This window comes from Pseudomonas sp. 18.1.10 (assembly GCF_024655625.1).
Taxonomy (GTDB): Bacteria; Pseudomonadota; Gammaproteobacteria; order Pseudomonadales; family Pseudomonadaceae; genus Aquipseudomonas.
In genome coordinates this window covers 14,620-37,225 of the sequence record NZ_JANLGL010000014.1, presented here as the reverse complement: position 1 = coordinate 37,225, position 22,606 = coordinate 14,620, and the positions used below count along the sequence as shown (strand labels likewise).

Sequence of the window (22,606 nt, the reverse complement as noted above, 5' to 3'; positions counted from 1 at the left end):
CTTAAAGGCTATTGATCAATGTGGTGAAGGTTTCTTGCGCGGCCTTGATGATCTGCGACGACGCGGTGTAGTACTGCTGGAACTTGATCATGTCGCCCGCCTCGTCATCCAGGTTGACCCCGGACACCGAGTTGCGCGCGCCTTTGTTGGCGGCCAGCAAGGCGCCAGTCGCGGCCACATCGACACTCGACTGACTGGCCTTGGCGCCCACCTGGGACACCAGTCGGCTATTGGCCCCCACCAGGCTCACACCGACGTTGCCGTCGCCCATGCCCACCGTGGCCTTGGTTTGCAGGTCAAGCAACTGCTGCGCGTTGCGGCCGTCGGACTTGCCGGCGCTGTTGAACGAGAACGTGGTGCTGTCACCGTCAGCCGGCGAGCCGTTGATGGTGGTGTCGAATTTGAAACCGGAACCCGGGATCGGCGTACCGCTGGCGTCCAGCTCGGGCACATTGACGGTGATCTTGTTGCCCTGCCCCGGCACAATGGTGCCGGTGCCAATCGCCTTGCCCTGCGCGTTGCTGATCGTATACGACTGGGTGCCGTCGGCGGCCGGTTTGCCAAACACCATTTTCACCGGCATCAGGCCTTCGATGTTCGTGCGCAGCTTCGCCGTGTCCGCGCCGCCATGGATATCCAGTGGCGCCGTCAGTGTCGGCTGGGTAAAGGTGCCCGTGCCGCTGTTGGTCTTGCCGCCTTCGCCGATCAGCGGGCCGGCAAATGCAAGCTTGTTGGCGTCCGCCATGTCCACGCCGATAGCGCTGGCACCGTTGGCCGTCGGGCTGACCTTGAAGCTGTCGCCATAGCTCATCGTGCCTTTGCCATCGAGCGTCACGGTCACGCCGTCAAACGACACCGGCACAGTGGTGGAGCTGATGTCGAAGTTGCCCATGGACTTACCGTCCGAGCGCTCCACGGTGATGATGTTCGGGTTGGTCTTGTCGCTGAAGGTGACCTTGTAGTCATAGGTCGTCAGCTTGCTGCTGTCGTTGATCGTCACATTCAGGTTGCTGGACGCGGCACTGTTGCCCGCCGCCGCCTGGCTGCGCGAAGCAATGGCGGTGGCGCTGTTGATGTCCTTGAACAGCGATGTGCCGAAATCACCGTTCAGATCCAGGCCCTGGCCCAGCTGATTGTTGATCGTATCCGCAGTCGCAATCGCCAGGCGCCCCAGCTCGTTGATGGCCGGCATCAGGGCGTCGCTGCGATAGCGCAACAAGCCGCCAATGCTGCCGCCGCTAATCACCGAGCCCATGTCCAGGGCAGTGCCGTTGACATTCAGCTGGATGGTGTACTGGCTGTTGTCGTCTTTGCTCGGCACCGCCGAAATGGTGTTGGCAATCCCGCCTTCCACCAGCGACTGGCCGGTGCCGGTGTTGATGCTGAATTGGCCGTTCTTCTCCGTCGCGGTGACGCCGATCAGCTCATTGAGCGCACGCACGGCCTCGTTGCGCGAGTCCAGCAGGTTCGCCGGCGCATTGGTCGCCGAGCCCTGGGCCTGGGAGATCTGTTTGTTCAGCGAAGCAATCGAGGAGGTCAGTTGGTTGACCTGGTCACTCATGGTGCTCAGCTGGCTATTGATGGTTTCTTTTTGCTGGGTCAGCTGCGTCGAGATCGAATTGAAGCGGTTGCTCAGCGTCTTGGCGTTGGACACCAGCAGCTGGCGCGCCGACAGGTCATTCGGGTTGGACGACGCGGTCTGCAGGGTTGCAAAGAACGAGCTCAGCGCCGACGACATGCCGGTGGTCTTGTCCGACAACACTTTGTCGATGGCACTGACCTGCCCGAGGTAGGCATTGGCATCGCTGCTCAGGGCGGTGCTGTTCTGATACGCCGCATCCAAATACTCGTTATACACCCGACGCACATCCGCCAGGGTCGTGCCGCTGCCGATGAACACGCCGCCGAACTGGTTCGACGCGCTGGCGTTCTGGGTGGCCTGCTGACGTGAGTAGCCCGCGGTGTTGACGTTGGCAATGTTATTACTCAAGACCGACAACGATCCTTGAGCGGCATTGAGCCCTGACATCCCGATACTGAGCAAACTCATGATTCAGACCTTATAAATGTGTGGTTGCGCCAGCGGCAGCGTAGTTCTGGTAACTGTCCATCGTTTTGGCGATCTGCGAAATCTTGCTGGCATAGGCCGGGTCGGTTGCGTAACCGGCCTTTTGCAACTCGCGTACAAACTGTTCCGGGTTGTCGGCCGACTTCACAACTTCTTTATAGCGATCATTGCTTTGCAGCAATGTCACGAGGTCGTGAAAGCTGTCCTGGTACGAATCGTAGGAACGGAACTGCGCCGTTTCCTTGACCATCGCCCCATCGCGGAACTCGCTGGTGATTGCCCGGGCCTGACCGCCCTGCCAGCTCTGGCCGGCCTTGATGCCGAACAGGTTGTGGCTGCTGCTGCCGTCTTCGGCACGCATCACCGACTTGCCCCAACCGGTTTCCAGGGCGGCCTGGGCCACCAGGTACTTCGGATCGACGCCAATGCGTGCGGCGGCCGCCTTGGCCATCGGCAGCATGGTGGCGACAAATTCGTCCTGGGAGCCGAAGGCTTTTTTCGCCGGTGCCAGCGGTGGCTGGGCAATGGCGCGGCCATAGACCTGCATGCGCCCGCTCGGCACGGCAAAGCTGCGTGCGGTGCTGTTGATGACGTTGTCTTCGGCGGCGCTGTTACGCAGTGGCGCGGCCTTGGCCACGCTGGTGTCAGTGCTCGGCACGATGCCGGCCAGCAGGCGATCCGTGAGCTTGCTGGGCAAGGCGATGCGGCGCTGGTTCATCAGCTCCATGTCATTGCTGTGGGAGGCCGCCGCGCCCGCCTGCGGCTCCGCCACGCGATACGCCCACAACGGGCGCTGGCCATTGGAGCGGCCCAACGGGCCCTCGGCCTGGGTACCGGCGCCAATCTCAGTCGGCACATCAACTTTCTTCACCGGCTCAGCCGCCACCGGGCCTTGCAAGGTGGCCGCCTGGGCTTCCACCGGTTTGTTCTTCTGCATCTGCCGCATCAGCACGTCGGCCAGGCCGATACCGCCGCCCTCGCGGGACATCGATACCGCCAGTTGCTGGTCGTACATTTCCTGGTACTGCTTGGCCGCCGGGGTGTTCATCGGGTTGTCCTTGCCCAATGCTTCGGTGGCCGAACGCATGGACTTGAGCATCTCGCTCAAAAACAGCGACTCGAACTCCTGCGCCACCTTGCGCATATTGCCTTCGCTGTTCTTGTCGGCGCCGACCTTGAGCTGGTTAAGCCGGTTCAAGTCGGAGTACGACCCCGAGTCCGCCGTGCTGCTGATGCCGCTCTTGCGCATATCCATGGCCATGGCCTCAGATCACGATCAGGTCGGCTTGCAAGGCGCCGGCCTGTTTCAGGGCTTCAAGGATCGCCATCAAGTCGCCGGGCGCTGCGCCCACCTGGTTCACCGCGCGGACAATCTCATCCAGGGTGGTGCCGGGGCCGAACTTGAACATCGGCTTGGCTTCTTGCTGGGCATTCACCCGCGAACGTGGCACCACGGCCGTCTGGCCATTGGACAACGGCCCAGGCTGGCTGACGATCGGGTCTTCGGTGATGGTCACGGTCAGGCTGCCGTGGGTCACTGCGGCCGGCGATACCTTGACGTTCTGGCCGATCACGATGGTGCCGGTACGCGAGTTGATGATGACTTTGGCCACGGCCTGGCCTGGATCGACTTCGAGGTTTTCCAGGATCGACAGGTAGTCCACACGCTGGCTTGGGTCCAGCGGCGCGGTCACGCGGATCGAGCCGCCGTCGATGGCCTGGGCCACGCCAGGGCCGAGCATGTCGTTGATCTTGTCGACCACGCGCTTGGCGGTGGTGAAGTCGGAACGGTTGAGGTTCAGGGTCAGGCTGTTGCCCTGGTTGAAACCGCTCGGCACGGTGCGTTCCACCGTGGCGCCGCCAGGAATGCGCCCGGCGGAGGGCACGTTGACGGTGATCTTCGAACCGTCACGGCCTTCGGCGTCAAACCCGCCCACCACCAGGTTGCCCTGGGCGATGGCGTAGACGTTGCCGTCGATACCTTTAAGCGGGGTCATCAGCAAAGTGCCGCCGCGCAGGCTTTTCGAGTTACCGATGGAGGACACGGTAATGTCCACCACCTGGCCCGGCTTGGAGAACGCCGGCAAGTCGGCACTGATGGACACGGCCGCGACGTTTTTCAGCTGCACGTTGCCCGAACCGGCCGGCACCTTGATGCCGAACTGCGAGAGCATGTTGTTGAAGGTCTGCAAGGTGAACGGGGTCTGGGTGGTCTGGTCACCCGTGCCGTTGAGCCCCACCACCAGACCGTAGCCGATCAACTGGTTGGAGCGCACGCCGGAGATGCTGGCGATGTCTTTCAGGCGCTCGGCCTGGGCGACGGCGCTCAGGGACAGCAACAAGGCCGCCACCATCAGCTGTTTGAAGTTCAAAATGGCCACCTAGAAAGGGAACAGCGGGCTAAGGAAGAAACGGTCGAACCAGCCCGGCTGGCTCGCATCGGCAAACGAGCCCGTACCCGAATAGGTAATGCGCGCATCGGCAATCCGCGTGGACGGCACGGTGTTGTCGGTGGAGATGTCATCGGCACGCACCATGCCGGCAATCCGCACCAGCTCGTCGCCGGTGTTGAGGGTCATCCACTTTTCACCGCGTACGGCGATGATGCCGTTGGGCAACACATCGGCCACGGTCACGGTGATCGAACCGGTCAGGCTGTTGCCCTGCCCCGCCGCGCTCTTGCCGTTGGTGGCACGGTCGCCGCTGTAGCCGGCTTCCAGGCTCAAGTCACCACTGCCCAGCGGGTTGTTGGTGTTCGGGATACCGCCAAACAGCGAGGTCAGGCCGATGCCGGTCTTGCTGGTCTTGCCGATCTGCGAGTTGGCGTTCTTGCTGGCCTGGGTCTTCTCGTTCAGGGTGATGGTGATGATGTCACCGACCCGGAACGCCTTGCGGTCGCTGTACAGGTTCTGTTCGAAACCGGCCTGGTAGATCGAGCCATTGTTGGCCGCCGCCGGCAACGGCGTGCGTGGCAACACCGGCGCGTAGTACGGATCATTGGGTTTCGGCGTCGGGGCGACGCAGCCCGCGAGCACGGTGATCCCACTCAATGCCAGAACAGAAACGTAGCGATTCATGACCCTTACCTCACGGTGTTGCAGGCGCCCTCAAGGGCGCCCCATAGACTTGATTACAGATTCTGCGTGACGAACGAGAGCATCTGGTCGGCAGTGGAGATCACCTTGGAGTTCATCTCGTAGGCGCGCTGGGTGGTGATCATGTTGACCATCTCCTCAACCGTGCTCACGTTGGAGGTTTCCAGGGTGCTTTGCAGCGTGGTACCGAAACCGTTCAGGCCAGGGGTGCCGATTTGCGGCGCGCCGCTGGAGGCGGTTTCGAGGAACAGGTTGTTACCCATGGCTTGCAGGCCGGCCGGGTTGATGAAGTCGGCGGTTTGCAGGTTGCCGATCACTTGCGACGCCGGGTTGCCGGCCACGGTGATCGACACAGTGCCGTCGTTGCCGACGGTGAAGGTCTTGGCATCGGCCGGGACGATCACGGCGGGTTCCAGGGCGAAACCGTTGGCGGTGACCATCTGACCGTTGGAGTCCAGGTGGAAAGTACCGTCACGGGTGTAGGAAGTAGTGCCATCCGGTTGCAGGATCTGGAAGAAACCACGGCCGTTGATCGCCATGTCCAGCGGCTGGCCGGTCTGTTGCAGGTTACCGGCGCTGAAGTTCTTCTGGGTGCCGACAATCGCCACACCCGTACCCAGTTGCAGGCCCGACGGCAGTTCGCTGTCCTGGGTCGATTGGGCGCCCGGCTGCTTCTTGATCTGATAGAGCAGGTCCTGGAATTCGGCACGGTCACGTTTGAAACCCGTGGTCGACACGTTGGCCAGGTTGTTGGAGATGGTGGTCAGGTTGGTGTCCTGGGCGGACAGACCGGTTTTGGCAACCCATAGAGCCGGAAGCATGCTGTTCTCCTTTGGGCGCCTGTGTGTTGGCGCCGCATCACAAATTAGTTAGTGGGTTGCAATCAGGTCATCGCCATGACGCGCGTCATGGCCTGATCGTCTTCCTTGGCGCTGTTCATCATCTTGATGTGCAGCTCGAATTGCTTGGAAAGCGCCAGCACTGCGGTCATTTCTTCCACCGCATTCACGTTGCTCGCCTGCAGGAAACCCGAGGTCAGCTTGACGCCCGCATCGACCTGGGCCGGCTGGCCGTCCTTGGTGTGGATGCTGCCATCCAGACCCTTGGTCATGTTCTTCAGATCGGGCTGCACCAGCTTGATCCGGTCCACTTCAGCCATCACGCGCGGGCCTTCGCCCATGGCGCGGATGCTGATGGTGCCGTCGGCGCCCACTTCGATTTTCTGCTGGGGCGGCACGGCAATCGGGCCACCGTTGCCCATGATCGGCATGCCGTTGCCGGCGCGCAGCACGCCCAATGCATCGACGTTCATGCTCGCGCTGCGCACGTAGGCTTCGCCGCCATCCGGGGTCTGCACGGCCATCCAGCCGTCGCCACTGACGGCCACGTCCAGGTCACGCCCGGTTTCAATCATGGCGCCGGGGCTGAAGTCGGTGGCCGGGCGTTCGGTGAGGGCAAACGCCCGCGCCGGAAAGCTGTCACCAAACACCGGCATCGAACGCGCCTGTTCCAGGTCACGTTGGAAACCATTGGTGGAAATGTTCGCCAGGTTGTTGGCATGGGCCTTCTGCGCCAGAGCATTCTGGCTGGCGCCGGTCATTGCCACATAAAGGTACTTGTCCACGCTCTTTCCTCTTTCTGACGGACGTTTGCCGCCCACCGCTGTGCTGATGAGGGTTAAGCAATTTGCGAACCAACTTTTGAAACAGCCGGAAAACCCAATGGATACGGGGTGTCGAGGGCTTGACAGGGTCGACACGTCCGGCAGGCGAGTCGAAAAAACGGCGGTGTCATGCCGCTTACGGCAAAGACCGGTGCCGACGGCGAGCACCATTGCAGGCGCAAGGTGCTGGCCTTGCGCCCTGCGCAACCTACGCCGATCCGATCAGATGTAACCGCAGCTTGTTGAAATAAAACCCTGCACTCACATCATTTATCATTTCAACACTCACGCACCACACGCCAACCACCATTCCTCGCACCCTACTCAATTAGTTAGCGTGTGTGTTTTAACTTGACGCTTTAAAAAACCACCGACGATTAGTGGCCGGCAGATTATTCCGACATACATTTACAAATACTCAACAATGCCAACTTGTCACCCCACGCTTACTTACGCAACTCTCGCACCGCGCACAGTCGCATCCGTCAATCAACTTTGACTGAACAACTTTGTGACACACACCCTTATCAATACAAGGCCAGTAATATGTTTAGAATCAACGGTGCATACCCGACTTACTTCAGAGAGCCCGCCTCACCATATGAACGGGACCGACAGTATGAATTACGCGCCTCCCAGCGCCCGCCTGTGGAACCTCACTATCACCGCTGCGATCACGACCATCGAGTCGACTTGAATCGTCCGGACTCCCACAGGGATTTTGACTACCGCCCCGACCGCAGGCGCTCCGACGCCCGCCGCGATTGGGACTACCGCCCTGACCGTGGATTCCCCGACGCCCGCCGCGACTGGGACTACCGCCCTGACCGTGGATTTCCCGACGCCCGCAGTGACTGGGACTGCCGCCCTGACCGTGGATTCCCCGACGCCCGCCGTGACTGGGACTACCACCCTGACCGTGGATTCCCCGACGTCCGCCGTGATTGGGAGATGCGCCCGGATTTCACACCCAGCCCGCCTCAGGCAAACACGACAGTGGGCGCACTACGTCAACTCCTCGACAGCATGCCAGACCAGCTTGTACAGACCGACCGTGGCATCACGGCCAATGACATCCGCGCCGGCAAATTCGGTACGCTTTCACCGGAAGCCCTCAAAGAGCTTGAAAAACTGGATAAAAATCAAGACTACCGCTTGGTAACACTGGACAGCCCCTCAGGTACAGCATCGGCCTGGATAACGGCCAACAGCGACACGCCTGTATTCATCCAGGCAATGGCGAGTGAAGGCCCTGTAACTCTCGACAGAATGCATCCACTGTGGCGACTCCCAAAAATAATGTCCGCACCAATAAAGTTCATTAATGAAGGCATAACCACCGATGCGTTGAAAGCAGGCAAACATGGCCCACTTCACCCGGAAATCAAAAAAAGCCTTGAAGCACTGAAACAAGATAAAAGTTACACGCTAACTTCGTTCCCGAAACATAACGAGAACGACGATACCCTGCTCGCCTGGGTGGAAAAAGGCAGCGGAAATATCGTGCCCATTGGTACTGAGGATGGTCGACCGTCCTGACCACACTCACCGCTGCCTGGAGTGAACACTGCGCCATTCGCTGCAGTGTTCAGCCTATGTATGTACAAGACACTATTTGCTCACGCCAAAGTCCCGCAACTTATTGGCAATCGTGGTATGAGAAACCCCCAGGCGTTTGCCCAACTGTCGGCTGCTGGGGTGTTCTGCATAAAGCGCTTCCAACACCGCCTTCTCAAACCGCCCGACAATGTCGTCCAACCCACCTTCCAGGGAAAAATCGCCAAGGGGTTGACGCACCCCATAGTCCGGCAAGCGAATATGTTCAGCCTTGACCGTGCCGCCCTCGCACAACGACACCGCTTGGAACAACACGTTTTCCAACTGCCGCACATTCCCCGGCCAGTGGTAATGACTCAGGCGCTCCATGGCCGCTGGCGCCAGCTTGGGCAGCGGGCAGCCTATTTGCCGGCTGGCCTGGTCAAGGAAGTGATCGACCAAGGGTGCCAGACCATCAAGGCATTCGCGCAGCGGCGGAATATGCAACGACAGCACATTGAGGCGGTGATAAAGGTCCTGGCGAAACTCGCCACGGGCGCAGAGTTCCGACAGGTCCACCTGGGTTGCGCAGATCACGCGCACATCCAGATACACCTCTTCATCGCTGCCCACACGGCGGAAGCAGCCGTCCTGCAGGAAGCGCAGCAACTTCACCTGCAAACGCGCGCTCATTTCCCCGACGCCATCCAGAAACAACGTCCCGCCCGCTGTCAGCTCCAGCAGCCCCAACTTGCCCTCGGCCCGCGCCCCTTCAAAGGCACCGGGGCCGTAGCCGAACAGTTCGGTCTCGGCCATCGACTCCGGCAAACCGGCACAGTTGAGTGCCATCAGCGGTGACTGCCCCCTCGGGCTGGCCAGGTGACAGGCACGCGCCAGCAATTCTTTGCCGGTGCCGGTTTCGCCTTCTATTAATAGCGGTGCATCCAAGGGCGCCATGCGCCGGGCCTCACGGACCACGGCGGCCATCACCTTGGAGCTTTGGAAGATGCTGTCAAAGCCGCGCAGCTCCTGCTTGCGCACATTGTAGATACGCTCACCCACGCGGTCGGCACGGTGCAGGGTCAACACGGCGCCGGCCATGGCTTCGCTGTCATCGTGCTCCGAGGATTGCAGCGGTGCGATATCCGCCAGGAACACGTCGCCCTTGACCTTGACCCGCAGGCCATTGATCCGCGATTTGCTCGCGCGCACCAGCTCCGGCAAGTCGAAGTCCTCGGCGTAGCGCGACAGCGGAATGCCCGGCACCTCATCCACCCGCACCCCGAGGAGCTGCGCCGCCGCTCGGTTGGCGGCGACGATGGAGCCGCCCATGTCGATCGACAGCACCGGAAACTCCAAGGCGCCGAGCAACGCATTGAGTTCCATATGCCGACGTTCACTGGGCATCAGCCCTACACGCTTCACACCAAATACACCGGCAATCGCCTCGAACTGCGGGCGCAGCGCCTGGAACTGCATGTTCACCAGGTTGGGGCAAAACAGATAAATGGCGTTGCCATGCTCACCGCCGACCTCGCCCTTGGCGACGTTGACGCCGTACTCCACCAGCAGGTTGAGGATGTCCCGCAGGATGCCGATGCGGTTCTGGCAGTGCACTTTGATACGCATGAAAGGACTCGGAAAGTGGGTAGGCGCCGCGTCTTTTTGTCGCTGGGCGCAGATAGTCGTCAAGATTATGTGACAGCTCGTGACCTTTTCCCAGCCCATTGCAGCGACTGGCGCCACAACCGTAACGAATACTTTACGAAAGCCAGTAACTTTTCCCACACTCCAGCCTGGAACACGGATGGAGTCTTGCGCGGTACGGGTTATCAATAGGGGCATCGCAGGACATAACAAGAACGAATGCCTAGCAGGAGAGCCGTATGAAGCAGACGCACTACGTGGCCCGCGAGCCCGATGCGCAAGGTTTTATCCACTACCCGCCGGAAGAACACGCGGTGTGGAACACCCTGATCACGCGCCAGTTGAAAGTGATCGAAGGCCGCGCCTGCCAGGAATACCTGGACGGCATCGACAAGCTCGGCCTGCCCCTGGATCGCATCCCGCAACTGGACGAAATCAATAAAGTGCTGGCCGCGACCACCGGCTGGCAAGTGGCCCGCGTCCCCGCGCTGATCCCCTTCCAGACCTTCTTCGAACTGCTCGCCAACAAGCAGTTTCCGGTCGCGACCTTTATTCGCACCCGTGAAGAACTGGACTACCTGCAAGAGCCGGATATTTTCCACGAGATCTTCGGCCACTGCCCGCTGCTGACCAACCCCTGGTTCGCCGAATTCACCCACACCTACGGCAAGCTCGGCCTCGCTGCCAGCAAAGAGCAACGGGTTTACCTGGCGCGACTGTACTGGATGACCATCGAGTTCGGCCTGGTGGACACGCCCGCCGGCCTGCGCATCTACGGTGGCGGCATTTTGTCGTCGCCCAAGGAGACGGTGTACAGCCTGTCCGCCGAGCCCGAGCACCAGGCTTTCGACCCGCTGGAAGCGATGCGCACGCCGTATCGCATCGACATCCTGCAACCCTTGTACTTCGTGCTGCCGGAGCTCAAGCGCCTGTTCGAAGTGGCGCAGGAAGACATCATGGGCATGGTCGAACGCGGCATGCAGCTCGGCTTGCATGCACCGAAGTTTCCGCCCAAGCCCAAAGCCGCCTAAACCTCGTTTTTTAGGGCCAGGTGAGTCTGTTCCCCGGCCCCGCGTTGCTTTAGGGTGACGCCACTGACCTTCATCATTCGAATTCAGGACACTTTCACATGACCACCTTGAACCAAGCCCACTGCGAAGCCTGCCGTGCCGACGCCCCACAAGTCAGCGATGAAGAGCTGCCGGTGCTGATCAAGCAGATCCCCGACTGGAACATCGAAGTGCGCGATGGCGTGATGCAGCTGGAAAAGGTTTTCCTGTTCAAGAACTTCAAGTTCGCCCTGGCCTTTACCAACGCCATGGGTGACATCTCCGAAGCCGAAGGCCATCACCCTGGCCTGCTCACCGAATGGGGCAAGGTCACCGTGACCTGGTGGAGCCACTCCATCAAAGGCCTGCACCGCAATGACTTCATCATGGCCGCCCGCACCGACGAAGTGGCCAAGGACGCCGAGGGCCGCAAGTAATGCACTTTGATGCGATTGGCCGTGTACCCGGCGACCCGATCCTCGGGCTGATGGACCTGTATGCCCAGGACAGCAACCCGAACAAGTTCGACCTTGGCGTTGGCGTGTACAAGGACGACCAGGGCCTGACCCCGATTCCTCACTCAGTGAAGCTGGCCGAGCAGCGCCTGGTGGACACGCAAACCACCAAGACCTACATCGGCGGCCACGGCAATGCGGCCTTCGGCAAGCTGATAAGCGAGCTGGTGCTCGGCGCGGACTCCGCATTGATCCGCGCGCGCCGTGCCGGCGCCACCCAGACCCCAGGCGGCACCGGCGCCCTGCGCCTGAGCGCCGATTTCATCGCCCACAGCCTGCCGGGCCGTGGCGTGTGGCTGAGCAACCCGACCTGGCCGATCCACGAAAGCATCTTTGCCAAGGCCGGCCTCAAGGTCAGCCACTACCCCTACGTGGGCGCGGACAACCGCCTGGATGTGACGGCCATGCTCGCCACCCTGGCCACCGTGCCCATGGGCGACGTGGTGCTGCTGCACGCCTGCTGCCACAACCCGACCGGTTTCGACCTGTCCCAGGACGACTGGCGCCAGGTGCTGCAGATCGTGCGCGAGCGCCAGTTGCTGCCCCTGATCGACTTTGCCTACCAGGGTTTTGGCGACGGCCTGGAGCAAGATGCCTGGGCCGTGCGGCTGTTTGCGGCCGAGCTGCCGGAAGTGCTGGTCACCAGCTCCTGCTCGAAGAACTTCGGCCTGTACAGCGACCGTGTCGGCGCGTTGCTCGTGTGCGCGGCGGATGCCGAAAAGCTGACGGATGTGCGCAGCCAACTGGCGAATATCGCGCGTAACCTGTGGTCAACGCCGCCGGATCATGGTGCGGCGGTGGTGGCGACGATCCTCGGTGATGCCGAGCTGAAAGCGCTGTGGAGTGGTGAAGTGGAAGCCATGCGTTCGCGGATTGCGCACTTGCGCTCCGGGCTGGTGGAAGCCTTGGCGCCCCACGGTCTGGCTGAGCGGTTTGCGCATATCGGCGCACAGCGTGGGATGTTTTCCTACACTGGTTTGAGTGCCGAACAGGTCAAGCAACTGCGCGAGAAGCACAGTGTGTATATGGTCAATTCGGGGCGGGCGAATGTGGCCGGCATCGACGCCACACGACTGGCGCTGCTTGCCGAAGCGATCGCCGACGTTTCCCGCTGACGAAACCGAATCAAACTGTGGGAGCTGGCTTGCCTGCGATAGCGGTGTGTCAGCCCCACAGTTTGCACTGATAGACAGCTATCGCAGGCAAGCCAGCTCCCACATTTGGACAGCGCCGGCCTTTAGCCTGCAACCATCTCAGCCTTGAGCTGCGCCTCCTTCGCCTGCGCATCCGCCAACCGATACAACTCGATCTGCCCATCCCAGTGCTCGATCAACGCCGTGCACGACTCCACCCAATCCCCGCAATTGAGGTAATCCACCTCGCCCACCTTGCGAATCTCCGCATGGTGAATGTGCCCGCACACCACGCCGTGCAGCTCGCGCTTGGTCACTTCGTGAGCGATGGCTTCTTCGAAATCACTGATAAAGCTCACGGCCGTCTTCACCTTGTGCTTCAGATACGCCGACAGCGACCAGTAGCCGTAGCCATACCGCGCGCGCCAGTGGTTCAGCCAGCGATTCAAGGTAAGGGTGAATTCGTAGGCCGAATCGCCAAGGAACGCCAGCCAACGGTGATAGCGGGTGATGACATCGAATTGATCGCCGTGAATCACCAGCAGATGCCGACCGTCCGCCGTCACGTGCACCGCTTCGTCCACCAGCTGGATATTGCCAAGGATCAGCTTGGAATAGCGGCGCAGGAATTCGTCATGATTGCCGGTGACATAGATCACCTCGGTGCCGCGCTTGGCCATGGTCAGCAGGCGGCGGATCACGTTGGTGTGGGCCTGGGGCCAATACATGCCGCCGCGCAGCTTCCAGCCATCGATGATGTCACCCACCAGGTAGATCTTGTCGGCGTGGTAGCCCTTGAGGAATTGCGACAAATGTTCGGCCTGGCAATCCCGGGTGCCCAGGTGCACGTCGGAAATCCACAGGGTACGCACCCGTTGCTTGCGGCTGGGCTTGGTGAACTCGGCACTGGTCATGGGCATCCCTCGACGGTGTTTTCGCGAGCTTGCGCCAAGGCGATTAATAGCCCATGACAACGGTGCGTCAGTCTGATGACAGCGCCCATCGGGCGCGAAGCGTTGTAGACTGCGACAGCCTGCCCCAGGAGACCGCGATGAGACCGATCCTCACGCTACGCCATTACACCCAAGCGCCCATCGACCACAGCCATGACCATGCGCAGCTGGTGTTCGGCCTGTCCGGGCACCTGGACTTCGAGGTCGAGGGCCGTGGCAGCCAGGTGCGCGAAAGCAGCGTGATGGTGCTGCCCTACTCCGCCCACCACGTCTGCGACAGCCGCGATGGCAGCCGCTGCCTGGTGCTGGACGTGCCCACCGAGCACTGGGTGCTGCAATCGCTGGGGGAGCATGCGGATGCCAGTTGCCGCCTGCTCGATCAACCGACGCGCCTGGCCCTGGACGCCCGGCAACACCAGTTGGTGCAGTGGCTGGCACACAGCCCGGTGAATGACCCGCTGATCGTGCAGCAAGGCGCGGTGCTGCTGCTCGCCAGCCTCAACCATCAGCAAGAGCGCCTGCTGGGCAAACGCCTGCCGTACGCCGCCTTCAATGCGCACATTGAGCGCCACGTCGCCCACCCGCTGCAGGTCGCCGACCTCGCGCGCATCGCCGACCTGTCACCGGCGCGCCTGCATGCACGGTTTATGGCCGAATGCGGGCAGACGCCCATGGACTACATCCGCAGCCGTCGCTTGCACATGGCCCTCGACCTGTTGCGCGCAACACCGCTGCCCATCGGTGAAATAGCCGAGCGCGTCGGCTATAGCTCGCAAAGTGCCTTCGCCGCCGCGATGCTGCGGGAATTCGGCGCCTCCCCTGGTCAGTTGCGGCGCGCACCGTAGCAAGAGTCCCGCGACAAACAACGCGAGCCCGACGACAGACACCCAGGCCAACATGCCTCTAGACTGGGTTTTTCGTCACACCGTACGTTCAAGGATCGCAATGACTCCCCGTTCAGCCCTCGGCGCCCTGCATATCGGCGCATTGATGTTTGGCCTCACCGGCGTATTCGGCAAGCTGGCAGCCGCCTCGCCGGCCATTATCGTGTTTGGCCGCGCCGCGTTTGCGGTGCTCGCCCTGGCGGTGTTTGCGCGCTTTGCCAGCAATGCCCCGTGGAAAAAACTGCAAAGCCGCGACTGGCGCCGGCTGCTGGTCAGCGGCGTATTGCTGGCGGCGCATTGGGTGACGTTCTTTATGGCCGTCAAGGTGGGCGGTGTCGCGGTCGCGACCCTGGGTTTTACCGCGTTCCCGGCGTTTACGGTAATCCTCGAAGGGTTGATTTTCCGCGAGCGTATCCGCGCCAACGAAGTGCTGCTGGTGGTATTGGTCAGCATCGGCCTGGTGCTGGTCACCCCAGACTTCAATCTAGCCAGCGAAGCCACTGGCGGCCTGTTATGGGGCATCGCCTCAGGGCTGCTGTTCTCCTTGTTGTCGCTGAACAATCGCGCCAGCTCCGGGAGAATTCCCGCCGTGCAGGCAGCGCTGTGCCAGAACGTGGTAGTCGCGGCGTTGCTGTTGCCCGTGGCGGCGCCTGGATTGGCCGATGTGCGCGGCATTGACTGGTTGTGGATCGGCTTGCTGGGCGTGTTCTGCACCGGCCTGGCCCACAGCCTGTTTGTCGCCAGCCTGGCGGTGATCAAGGCGCGTACCGCGTCGGTGGTGTTTGCCATGGAGCCGGTCTACGGCATTACCGTGGCCTGGCTATTGTTCGCCGAAACCCCGACGCTGCGCATGCTTCTGGGCGGCGCGCTGATAATCGTCGCCATCGTGCTGTCGGGGCTGATGGGCAGTGCCAGCCAGGCCAAACAGCCGGCGGCAACGGCCTGATCTATACTCTGGCGATCCGCAACAGTCTGTCGTCGTTCAACGGATAAAGACTTCTCGACGACAGCCCTGACGTTTGAAGTTGCTGCAAGCGAGTGGTCACTCCATTAACGCTATGCAGGGGTTTCATCATGGAAACACTTATCAGCTTGCTGGTGCAGATCATCAGCGGAGCCGTCGGCGGCAACTTGGCCGGCATGACCAAGCAGAGCCTGGGGACCGGGCTCAACACCTTTCTCGGCGGTGTGGGCGGCCTGGTCCTGGGCCAGGTCATTGCGCAGTTCACCGGCACAGCCGACGGCGCGGCACTGGACGTCGCGGCGGTGGGCACCAACATTGCCGGTGGTGGCCTCGGCGGCTTGGTGCTGACGTGGGTTGTCGGGTTCATCAAGCAGAAGATGGCCGCCAAGTAGCCGCGTCCCGGTCACCGTTCCCCAGGAGCGGTGACCTTCATTGCGTGCGGTCGTTATGCCCGAGGTCGCGCTGCGGGTCGATCCTGTCACGCACCCGCTGCTTGAGCACCTTGGCTTCCGGGAAGCCACCGTCTTGTTTGCGCTCCCAGATCTGCACGCCATCGCAGGTGATGCGAAACGCACCGCCGGTGGCCGGTTCCAGCGACACTTTGCCCAGGTCATCCGAAAACGTACTGAGCAGCTCCTGGGCCAGCCACGCCGCGCGCAGCAGCCACTGACACTGGGTGCAATAGGTGATGACGATCTCGGGCTTGCTCGTGGACATAACTTGATAGGCTCCTGGGTGACGGGCTTGGAGGGTCGGATGGCTATAATACCGGCCTTTATCGCCGAGCCTTGAGATTCATGATGCGCCGCCTGCTGTCCTGCCTGTTGCTGTGCCTGCTGCCCCTCCTCGCCCAAGCCGTCGAAACCCCACGCCCGAAAATCGGCCTGGTGCTCTCCGGCGGTGCCGCCCGTGGCCTGTCGCATATCGGCGTGCTCAAGGCGCTGGAGGAGCAAGGCATTCATATCGATGCGATTGCCGGCACCAGCATGGGCGCGGTGATTGGCGGGCTGTATGCGTCGGGCTACAAGATCGAGGAGCTGGAAAAACTGGCGCTGAGCATCGACTGGCAACAGGCACTGTCCGACGCGCCGCCACGGGAAGACGTGCCGTTTCGCCGCAAACAGGACGACCGCGACTTCCTGGTCAAACAAAAACTCAGCTTTCGCGACGACGGCAGCCTGGGCTTGCCACTGGGCGTGATCCAGGGCCAGAACCTCGCGCTGCTGCTGGAAAGCATGTTTGCCCACAGCAGTAACACGCGCAATTTCGACAAACTGCCGATCCCGTTCCGCGCGGTGGCCACCGATATCACCACCGGCGAAAAGGTCGTGTTCAGCAAGGGCCACCTGCCCCAGGTGATCCGCGCCAGCATGTCGATCCCCGCCGTGTTTGCCCCGGTGGAGCTGGACGGCCGCCTGCTGGTGGACGGCGGCATGACCGACAATATCCCGCTGGACGTGGCGCGGGAGATGGGCGTGGACATCGCCATTGTGGTGGACATCGGCACCCCACTGCGTTCGCGCAAACAACTGGCGACGGTGGTGGATGTGCTCAACCAGTCCATCACCTTGATGACGCGCAGCAATTCCGAGGAACAACTCAAGGCCCTGCACCCCAGGGACGTGCTGATCCAGCCGCCCCTGGCCGCCTTTGGCGTGACCGACTTCGGCCGCGCCAAAGAGATGATCGACGCCGGCTACCGCGCTACCCGCGCCCTCGACCTGCGCCTGGCCCACCTGCGCCCCGCAGAGCCGGTCGACCCGCAACTGGTGGCGGCGCGCACGCCAGGCGAGCGCACGCCGGTGATTACCGCCATCACCGTGGAGAACGACTCGAAAGTCAGCGAAGATGTGATCCGCTACTACATCCGCCAGCCCTTGGGCGAACCGCTGAACCTGGGGCGCCTGCAAACCGATATGGGCACCTTGTATGGCCTGGATTACTTCGAGCAGGTGCAATACCGCGTCATCAAGAAAGGCCAGGACAACACCCTGGTCATCAGCGCACGGGGCAAACGCAGCGGTACCGATTACCTGCGCCTGGGCCTGAACCTGTCCGACGACATGCGCGGCGACAGTGCCTTCAACCTCGGCGCCAGCTACCGCATGAATGGCATCAACCGCCTCGGGGCCGAATGGCTGACACGGGTACAGATCGGTGACCGCCAGGAGCTGTACAGCGAGTTCTACCAACCGATGGATACGGGCTCGCGGTACTTCGTCGCCCCTTATATCAGTGCCCAGGCGCAGAACGTCGAGCTGATCCTGGACAACGACCCCATCTCCGAGTATCGCCTGGAGCGCTACGGCTTTGGCTTGAACGTCGGGCGGCAGATCGGCAACAGCGGCGAAATCCGCTTTGGTGTCGGTGAAGCCTGGGGCAAGGCGGATGTGCGCATCGGTGATCGCGACCTGCCGAGCGTGAGCTTCAGTGAAGGCTTCTACGAATTGAAGTATTCCTTCGATTCCCTGGACAACGTGTACTTCCCCCACACCGGTGAAGACATCGGCCTGGCCTACCGCGAATTCGAGCCAGGCCTGGGCTCTGACCAGCGCTACCGACAGTGGGAATTCAAACTGGACAAGGCCATGAGCAATGGCCCGGACACCTTGGTGCTGGGCGGGCGTTACGGGCGCACGCTGGATAAGTCCGACGTGGTGATTTCCAGCTTCCTGCTGGGTGGTGCACGGCAGCTGTCGGGCTTTCGCGAGGATGCGATTTCCGGGCAGAACGTCAGCCTGATGCGGGCGGTGTACTACCGCCGGCTGACGCCGCGTTCGTACTTGCCGCTGGATTTCCCGCTGTACCTGGGGGCGTCGCTGGAGCGGGGCCGGGCGTGGAACAACGACAATGAGTTCGACAGCGGGTACATCAACGCTGCGAGTATCTTCCTGGGGTTTGATACGCCGTTGGGGCCGCTGAATTTCAGCTATGGGTTTAACGATGACAATCAGAAGGCGGTGTATTTGAACCTGGGCCAAACCTTCTGACACAGCATGTGTGGGAGCTGTTTTCTGTGGGAGCTGGCTTGCCTGCGATGGCATCACCACAGTTTAACTGGCAGACCGAGGTGCCTGCATCGCAGGCAGGCCAGCTCCCACACAAGCCAGCCCCCCACATGTCGTCCAGGATCAGGACTTTTCCAGATTCGCCAGGATGTGCCCATGCACCCGCATGCACACCTTCATATCCTCTTCATCCACACCGACAAACAGCTCATGCCGCAACGCCGTAGCGATGGTTTCGATCTGATCGATCAACGGGCGGGCGGTATCACACAACAAGATGCGCTTGGCGCGACGGTCTTCCACCACCGCCTGGCGTTGCACCAGGCCCTGGCTTTCGAGGCTGTCGAGCAAACGCGCCAGCGTTGGCCCTTCAACGCCGACACTTTGTGCCAGCTCACGCTGGGTAGGCGCTTCTTCAAAACGCGCCAGGTGCAACAGCACCAACCAGCGCGCCTGGGACAAGCCCAGGCCCGCCAGGCGGCGATCCAGCTCGGCGCGCCAACCTCGGGACATTTGCGCCAACTGCATGCCAAAACGGTGTTGATCGGTTAACGGCATAAAAAACTCATGATTTAGACTGAAAACAAAGTGTGGCTAATTATTAGTCAGCTAAGCATGAGCCCTGCCAGTAGGCAAGAGGTGCTATGTACTGATTCGTTACATTGTCGTAATTGACGCACTAAATTTCGAATTCGGACTGCAAAGCAGCACGTACGCAGTACAAAACGCCCTCAGGCACCCGCCCGGTGAACAATGGCGCGATCTCCGCAACCGGCGGCAATTCGCCCTCGCCGTCGAGGAACGCATCCTGGATTTCACCCAGCAAGTCTTCCGGCAAATCGAGGGCCTGCTCCAGCGACAGCTGTTGTGCACCGATGGACTCGGCCAGCAAGGTATAGACGTTTTTCTCCGAACATTGCAGTTGGCCGGCGATCTGGATCGGGGTCATGCCTGCACGCGCCAGGCTGATGAGCTCATGGCGGATATCGGCGACTTCCTTTGGCGCTTCGGCCTGGCCCCCAAGCACTTCGAGGAAGGCCTGGCCATAACGCTCCAGCTTGCGCGCACCGACGCCGCTGACCCGGGCCATTTCCGACATCGTCGTCGGCTGCTCGCGCAGCATCTCCAGCAAGGTGGAGTCGGGGAAGATAACGTACGGCGGCACGCTGTGCTCCTGGGCCAACTTGCGCCGCAGGGTGCGCAAGGCTTCCCACTGTTCGCGCTCTTCGCCACGGACCAGTTGGCTGGCCTGGCTGGTGCTGGTCTTGGCGGTGGTTTGCGGCTTGAGGTCGCGGCGCAGTTCCAGGCTGACTTCGCCCTTGAGCAACGGCCGGCAGCTGTCGTTCAGGCGCAGGCCGCCATAACCCTCGATGTCGATGTCCACCAGGCCACGCGCAACCATCTGCCGGAACAGCGAGCGCCACTCGCCTTCGGCACGGGCCTTGCCGACGCCGTAGACCGAGAGTTTCTCGTGGCCGAAGCTGCGCACCTTCTCGTTGTCCTTGCCCAGCAACACATCCACCAGGTGGCCGACGCCGTAGCGCTGGCCGGTGCGGTAGATCGCCGACAGGCCCTGGCGCGCCGGTTCGGTGGCATCCCAGGTCTGCACGCCGTCGGTGCAGTTGTCGCAGTGACCACAGGGCTCGGGCATGTCTTCGTCGAAATACGCCAGCAGGGTCTGGCGGCGGCAGCGGGTTTCTTCGCACAACGAGAGCATGGCATCGAGCTTGTGCTGCTCCAGGCGCTTGTGGCGCTCGTCGCCTTCGGAGTTTTGCAGCATCTGCTTGAGCATCACCACGTCTTGCAGGCCGTAGACCATCCACGCATCCGCCGGCAGGCCATCACGGCCGGCGCGACCGGTTTCCTGGTAATACGCCTCAAGGGACTTGGGCAGGTCCATGTGGGCCACGAAACGCACGTTGGATTTGTCGATGCCCATGCCGAACGCGATGGTGGCGACCATAATCAGGCCTTCCTCGTTGAGGAAGCGCTTCTGGTGCGCCGAGCGCGTTTCGTTAGGCAGGCCCGCGTGGTACGGCAACGCCGGGTAGCCTTGCTCGCAGAGGAACGCGGCCACTTCATCGACCTTCTTGCGCGACAGGCAATAGACGATCCCCGCATCGCTGCGCCGCTCCGACAGGAACGCGAGCAACTGCTTGCGCGGCTGCTCCTTGGGCACGATGCGGTAGAAGATATTCGGCCGGTCGAAGCTCGACAGGAAGCGCTCGGCGTTCTGCAAATGCAGGCGTTCGACGATTTCTTCACGGGTACGCTTGTCGGCGGTGGCGGTCAGGGCGATGCGCGGTACGTCGGGGAACAGCTCGGCCAGTTGGCCCAGTTGCAGGTATTCGCGGCGGAAATCGTGACCCCATTGCGACACGCAGTGGGCCTCGTCGATGGCGAACAGGGCGATTTCCAGGCTCTGCAGGAACGCCAGCATGCGCGGCTGCACCAGGCGTTCCGGCGCCAGGTAGAGCATCTTCACTTCGCCGCGCTTTATCCGCGCGGCCAGGTCGCGCTGCTGCTCGGCGCTGAGGGTGGAGTTCAGGGAGGCCGCGGCGACACCGAGTTCTTCGAGGGTCGCGACCTGATCGTCCATCAACGCGATCAGCGGCGACACCACCACCGCCAGGCCATTGCGCAACAGCGCGGGCACCTGGAAGCACAACGACTTGCCGCCGCCGGTAGGCATCAACACCAGGGCATCGCCGCCACTGGCCACGCGCTCAATGATCGCACCCTGGCGGCCACGAAAACTGTCGTAGCCGAAGATGTCCTTGAGGACGCGTTGAGCCTGCTCGAGCATGTAAAACTCCAAAATATCGCCGAAATCCCTCTGTACAGGCTGGCCGAAAAAACCCGGCCTTACGGAAAATAATCCGTAAGCGAAGTTTTCGCGGGTTGGCGCTTGGCCTGCAGGGGCATCACAAAACGCGGCAGTATACCCGAGCAGCACCTGGCAAAGGGCGCGACTGACGAATAGCGACGGCTATCTAAAACCTGGCAAATATGCAGTGTGGCTGGCCTGGGCGCTCAAGAAAGCCTAGAATTCAGCATCGTTTATTCCCAAGGTAGTCCTTCAATGTCCTTCGCTGAGCAACTAACCCGCCTGCAAGCCTTCCTCGACGCCGATGAGCTGCATGACGAGGCGCTGGACTACGTGGCCGCCCACGGCTACCTGACCGCCCTGTCCATCTGTTCCGAGGAAGTACCGGATCGTGAGTGGATCGACGCACTGTTCGCCGAAGAGCCGCACTATGCGGACGCCGCCCAGCGCGAAGAAATCGAATCGACCCTGATCGCCCTCAAAGCCCACATCGGTCGCCAATTGGCCTCCGACGAGGAATTCGAGCTGCCATGCGACCTGGACCTGGGCGAAGAGCCGGATGACTCCGACCTGCGCGGCTGGTGCATCGGTTTCATGGAAGGCGTGTTCCTGCGCGAAGCCGCCTGGTTCGAACCCGCCGAGGAAGAAGTCAGCGAAATGCTGCTGCCGATCATGGTCGGTTCGGGCCTGTTCGACGACCAGCCAGAGTTCGCCGACATCGCTTCCGATGCCAACCTGATGGACGACATGATCGTCCAGATCCCGGAAGCCCTGACCGCCCTGTACCTGCTGTGCAACGCCCCTGACGAAAAACCGGCGATCCTCAAGCCACGTCACCACTGAGTCGCTTGCCCGTGACACCCATGGGCAACCGCTCGCCGCTCCTGCGTTACGCACTGCTGGCCATCGGCTGGCTGAGCGTAGCGCTGGGAGTGATCGGCATCTTCCTGCCGGTATTGCCGACCACCCCCTTCCTGCTCCTCGCCGCCGCTTGCTTCGCCCGCAGCTCCCCGCGCTTCTACCACTGGCTGGTGGAACACCCGCGCCTGGGCCCGTGGATTCGCGACTATCTGGACGGCAATGGCATTCCCCTAAAGGGCAAGGTCTACGCCATCGGCTTGATGTGGCTGAGCATCGGCCTGTCCTGCTACCTGGTGCCACTGCCGTGGGCGCGAGGCTTCATGCTGACCAGCGCCGTACTGGTGACAATCTATATCCTGCGCCAGAAAACCCTGCCGCCGCGCTAAACGCGAGCCTGCGACAT

21 protein-coding genes are annotated in these 22,606 nt (G+C 61.7%); 10 read left to right on the top strand and 11 right to left on the bottom strand.

The window, feature by feature from the left end:
* Position 1 precedes the first annotated feature (1 nt).
* From flgK to NUV89_RS04310, 6 genes are all read right to left on the bottom strand, one after another.
* On the bottom strand, positions 2 to 2,050 hold the full coding sequence (gene flgK, locus NUV89_RS04335) for a flagellar hook-associated protein FlgK (RefSeq protein ID WP_257780426.1): 2,049 nt from the start codon (positions 2,048 to 2,050) through the stop codon (positions 2 to 4).
* 10 nt (positions 2,051 to 2,060) lie between these two features.
* Positions 2,061 to 3,329, bottom strand: coding sequence for a flagellar assembly peptidoglycan hydrolase FlgJ (gene flgJ, locus NUV89_RS04330; RefSeq protein ID WP_257780425.1), 1,269 nt, complete (start codon positions 3,327 to 3,329; stop codon positions 2,061 to 2,063).
* Positions 3,330 to 3,333: 4 nt separating this feature from the next.
* Positions 3,334 to 4,443: a flagellar basal body P-ring protein FlgI gene (locus NUV89_RS04325; protein ID WP_370695328.1), complete on the bottom strand. Its 1,110-nt coding sequence runs from the start codon at positions 4,441 to 4,443 to the stop codon at positions 3,334 to 3,336.
* Between the two features lie 6 nt (positions 4,444 to 4,449).
* Positions 4,450 to 5,145 carry a flagellar basal body L-ring protein FlgH gene (gene flgH, locus NUV89_RS04320; RefSeq protein ID WP_257780424.1) on the bottom strand — a complete coding sequence of 232 codons (696 nt, stop codon included), beginning with the start codon at positions 5,143 to 5,145 and terminating at the stop codon, positions 4,450 to 4,452.
* A gap of 53 nt (positions 5,146 to 5,198) precedes the next feature.
* On the bottom strand, positions 5,199 to 5,984 hold the full coding sequence (flgG, locus tag NUV89_RS04315; protein WP_017735191.1) for a flagellar basal-body rod protein FlgG: 786 nt from the start codon (positions 5,982 to 5,984) through the stop codon (positions 5,199 to 5,201).
* A gap of 62 nt (positions 5,985 to 6,046) precedes the next feature.
* Complete coding sequence (locus tag NUV89_RS04310; RefSeq protein WP_026136592.1) at positions 6,047 to 6,787, bottom strand: flagellar basal body rod protein FlgF; 741 nt, start codon at positions 6,785 to 6,787, stop codon at positions 6,047 to 6,049.
* Positions 6,788 to 7,519: 732 nt separating this feature from the next.
* Here NUV89_RS04310 and NUV89_RS04305 point away from each other — a divergent pair.
* Positions 7,520 to 8,365, top strand: a complete 846-nt coding sequence (locus NUV89_RS04305) for a hypothetical protein (protein WP_257780423.1) — start codon at positions 7,520 to 7,522, stop codon at positions 8,363 to 8,365.
* A gap of 72 nt (positions 8,366 to 8,437) precedes the next feature.
* Here NUV89_RS04305 and NUV89_RS04300 read toward each other — a convergent pair whose 3' ends face one another.
* On the bottom strand, positions 8,438 to 9,991 hold the full coding sequence (locus NUV89_RS04300; RefSeq protein WP_257780422.1) for a sigma-54-dependent transcriptional regulator: 1,554 nt from the start codon (positions 9,989 to 9,991) through the stop codon (positions 8,438 to 8,440).
* 257 nt (positions 9,992 to 10,248) lie between these two features.
* Between NUV89_RS04300 and phhA the strand changes: the two genes are divergently transcribed.
* The 3 genes from phhA (at position 10,249) to NUV89_RS04285 (ending at position 12,688) form a co-directional block, all read left to right on the top strand.
* Entirely contained in the window at positions 10,249 to 11,040 is a 792-nt protein-coding gene (phhA, locus tag NUV89_RS04295; protein ID WP_257780421.1) for a phenylalanine 4-monooxygenase, read from the top strand.
* 98 nt (positions 11,041 to 11,138) lie between these two features.
* Entirely contained in the window at positions 11,139 to 11,495 is a 357-nt protein-coding gene (locus NUV89_RS04290) for a 4a-hydroxytetrahydrobiopterin dehydratase (protein WP_017735186.1), read from the top strand.
* The gene (locus tag NUV89_RS04285; protein WP_257780420.1) at positions 11,495 to 12,688 is read left to right on the top strand and encodes an amino acid aminotransferase; all 1,194 of its coding nucleotides are present in this window, start codon (positions 11,495 to 11,497) and stop codon (positions 12,686 to 12,688) included. Before NUV89_RS04290 ends, NUV89_RS04285 begins: the two co-directional genes overlap by 1 nt.
* Positions 12,689 to 12,810: 122 nt before the next feature.
* Here NUV89_RS04285 and NUV89_RS04280 read toward each other — a convergent pair whose 3' ends face one another.
* A complete protein-coding gene (locus tag NUV89_RS04280) occupies positions 12,811 to 13,620 on the bottom strand; it encodes a UDP-2,3-diacylglucosamine diphosphatase (protein WP_207045245.1) in 810 nt (269 codons plus the stop codon).
* 137 nt (positions 13,621 to 13,757) lie between these two features.
* On the opposite strand from NUV89_RS04280, the gene NUV89_RS04275 reads away from it, so the two are divergent.
* The 3 genes from NUV89_RS04275 to NUV89_RS04265 all read left to right on the top strand — a co-directional run bounded on the left by NUV89_RS04275 (position 13,758) and on the right by NUV89_RS04265 (position 15,899).
* Positions 13,758 to 14,504 (top strand): AraC family transcriptional regulator, encoded by a 747-nt coding sequence (locus NUV89_RS04275; RefSeq protein ID WP_257780419.1) that lies wholly within the window; start codon positions 13,758 to 13,760, stop codon positions 14,502 to 14,504.
* A gap of 100 nt (positions 14,505 to 14,604) precedes the next feature.
* Positions 14,605 to 15,489, top strand: coding sequence for a DMT family transporter (locus NUV89_RS04270; RefSeq protein WP_257780418.1), 885 nt, complete (start codon positions 14,605 to 14,607; stop codon positions 15,487 to 15,489).
* Between the two features lie 128 nt (positions 15,490 to 15,617).
* The gene (locus tag NUV89_RS04265; protein WP_017734661.1) at positions 15,618 to 15,899 is read left to right on the top strand and encodes a hypothetical protein; all 282 of its coding nucleotides are present in this window, start codon (positions 15,618 to 15,620) and stop codon (positions 15,897 to 15,899) included.
* 37 nt (positions 15,900 to 15,936) lie between these two features.
* On the opposite strand, the gene NUV89_RS04260 is transcribed toward NUV89_RS04265, so the two are convergent.
* Complete coding sequence (locus tag NUV89_RS04260; RefSeq protein ID WP_257780417.1) at positions 15,937 to 16,224, bottom strand: SelT/SelW/SelH family protein; 288 nt, start codon at positions 16,222 to 16,224, stop codon at positions 15,937 to 15,939.
* Between the two features lie 83 nt (positions 16,225 to 16,307).
* On the opposite strand from NUV89_RS04260, the gene NUV89_RS04255 reads away from it, so the two are divergent.
* The gene (locus NUV89_RS04255) at positions 16,308 to 18,497 is read left to right on the top strand and encodes a patatin-like phospholipase family protein (RefSeq protein WP_257780438.1); all 2,190 of its coding nucleotides are present in this window, start codon (positions 16,308 to 16,310) and stop codon (positions 18,495 to 18,497) included.
* Between the two features lie 141 nt (positions 18,498 to 18,638).
* On the opposite strand, the gene NUV89_RS04250 is transcribed toward NUV89_RS04255, so the two are convergent.
* Entirely contained in the window at positions 18,639 to 19,073 is a 435-nt protein-coding gene (locus NUV89_RS04250; protein WP_017734658.1) for a MarR family transcriptional regulator, read from the bottom strand.
* A 121-nt stretch (positions 19,074 to 19,194) separates the two neighbouring features.
* Positions 19,195 to 21,321 carry a DNA helicase RecQ gene (gene recQ / locus NUV89_RS04245; RefSeq protein ID WP_017734657.1) on the bottom strand — a complete coding sequence of 709 codons (2,127 nt, stop codon included), beginning with the start codon at positions 21,319 to 21,321 and terminating at the stop codon, positions 19,195 to 19,197.
* A gap of 276 nt (positions 21,322 to 21,597) precedes the next feature.
* On the opposite strand from recQ, the gene NUV89_RS04240 reads away from it, so the two are divergent.
* The gene (locus NUV89_RS04240) at positions 21,598 to 22,185 is read left to right on the top strand and encodes a YecA family protein (protein ID WP_257780416.1); all 588 of its coding nucleotides are present in this window, start codon (positions 21,598 to 21,600) and stop codon (positions 22,183 to 22,185) included.
* A gap of 20 nt (positions 22,186 to 22,205) precedes the next feature.
* Entirely contained in the window at positions 22,206 to 22,589 is a 384-nt protein-coding gene (locus NUV89_RS04235) for a YbaN family protein (RefSeq protein ID WP_257780437.1), read from the top strand.
* The last annotated feature ends 17 nt before the right edge of the window (positions 22,590 to 22,606 follow it).

Coding starts and splice junctions, on each gene's coding strand:
- NUV89_RS04240 (WP_257780416.1), top strand. CDS start 21,598: ATGTCCTTCGCTGAGCAACTAACCCGCCTGCAAGCCTTCCTCGACGCC.
- flgH (WP_257780424.1), bottom strand. CDS start 5,145: ATGAATCGCTACGTTTCTGTTCTGGCATTGAGTGGGATCACCGTGCTC.
- NUV89_RS04285 (WP_257780420.1), top strand. CDS start 11,495: ATGCACTTTGATGCGATTGGCCGTGTACCCGGCGACCCGATCCTCGGG.
- NUV89_RS04260 (WP_257780417.1), bottom strand. CDS start 16,224: ATGTCCACGAGCAAGCCCGAGATCGTCATCACCTATTGCACCCAGTGT.
- NUV89_RS04265 (WP_017734661.1), top strand. CDS start 15,618: ATGGAAACACTTATCAGCTTGCTGGTGCAGATCATCAGCGGAGCCGTC.
- NUV89_RS04280 (WP_207045245.1), bottom strand. CDS start 13,620: ATGACCAGTGCCGAGTTCACCAAGCCCAGCCGCAAGCAACGGGTGCGT.
- NUV89_RS04300 (WP_257780422.1), bottom strand. CDS start 9,991: ATGCGTATCAAAGTGCACTGCCAGAACCGCATCGGCATCCTGCGGGAC.
- NUV89_RS04270 (WP_257780418.1), top strand. CDS start 14,605: ATGACTCCCCGTTCAGCCCTCGGCGCCCTGCATATCGGCGCATTGATG.
- NUV89_RS04250 (WP_017734658.1), bottom strand. CDS start 19,073: ATGCCGTTAACCGATCAACACCGTTTTGGCATGCAGTTGGCGCAAATG.
- NUV89_RS04290 (WP_017735186.1), top strand. CDS start 11,139: ATGACCACCTTGAACCAAGCCCACTGCGAAGCCTGCCGTGCCGACGCC.
- flgJ (WP_257780425.1), bottom strand. CDS start 3,329: ATGGCCATGGATATGCGCAAGAGCGGCATCAGCAGCACGGCGGACTCG.
- NUV89_RS04235 (WP_257780437.1), top strand. CDS start 22,206: ATGGGCAACCGCTCGCCGCTCCTGCGTTACGCACTGCTGGCCATCGGC.
- recQ (WP_017734657.1), bottom strand. CDS start 21,321: ATGCTCGAGCAGGCTCAACGCGTCCTCAAGGACATCTTCGGCTACGAC.
- flgG (WP_017735191.1), bottom strand. CDS start 5,984: ATGCTTCCGGCTCTATGGGTTGCCAAAACCGGTCTGTCCGCCCAGGAC.
- NUV89_RS04275 (WP_257780419.1), top strand. CDS start 13,758: ATGAGACCGATCCTCACGCTACGCCATTACACCCAAGCGCCCATCGAC.
- flgK (WP_257780426.1), bottom strand. CDS start 2,050: ATGAGTTTGCTCAGTATCGGGATGTCAGGGCTCAATGCCGCTCAAGGA.
- phhA (WP_257780421.1), top strand. CDS start 10,249: ATGAAGCAGACGCACTACGTGGCCCGCGAGCCCGATGCGCAAGGTTTT.
- NUV89_RS04255 (WP_257780438.1), top strand. CDS start 16,308: ATGCGCCGCCTGCTGTCCTGCCTGTTGCTGTGCCTGCTGCCCCTCCTC.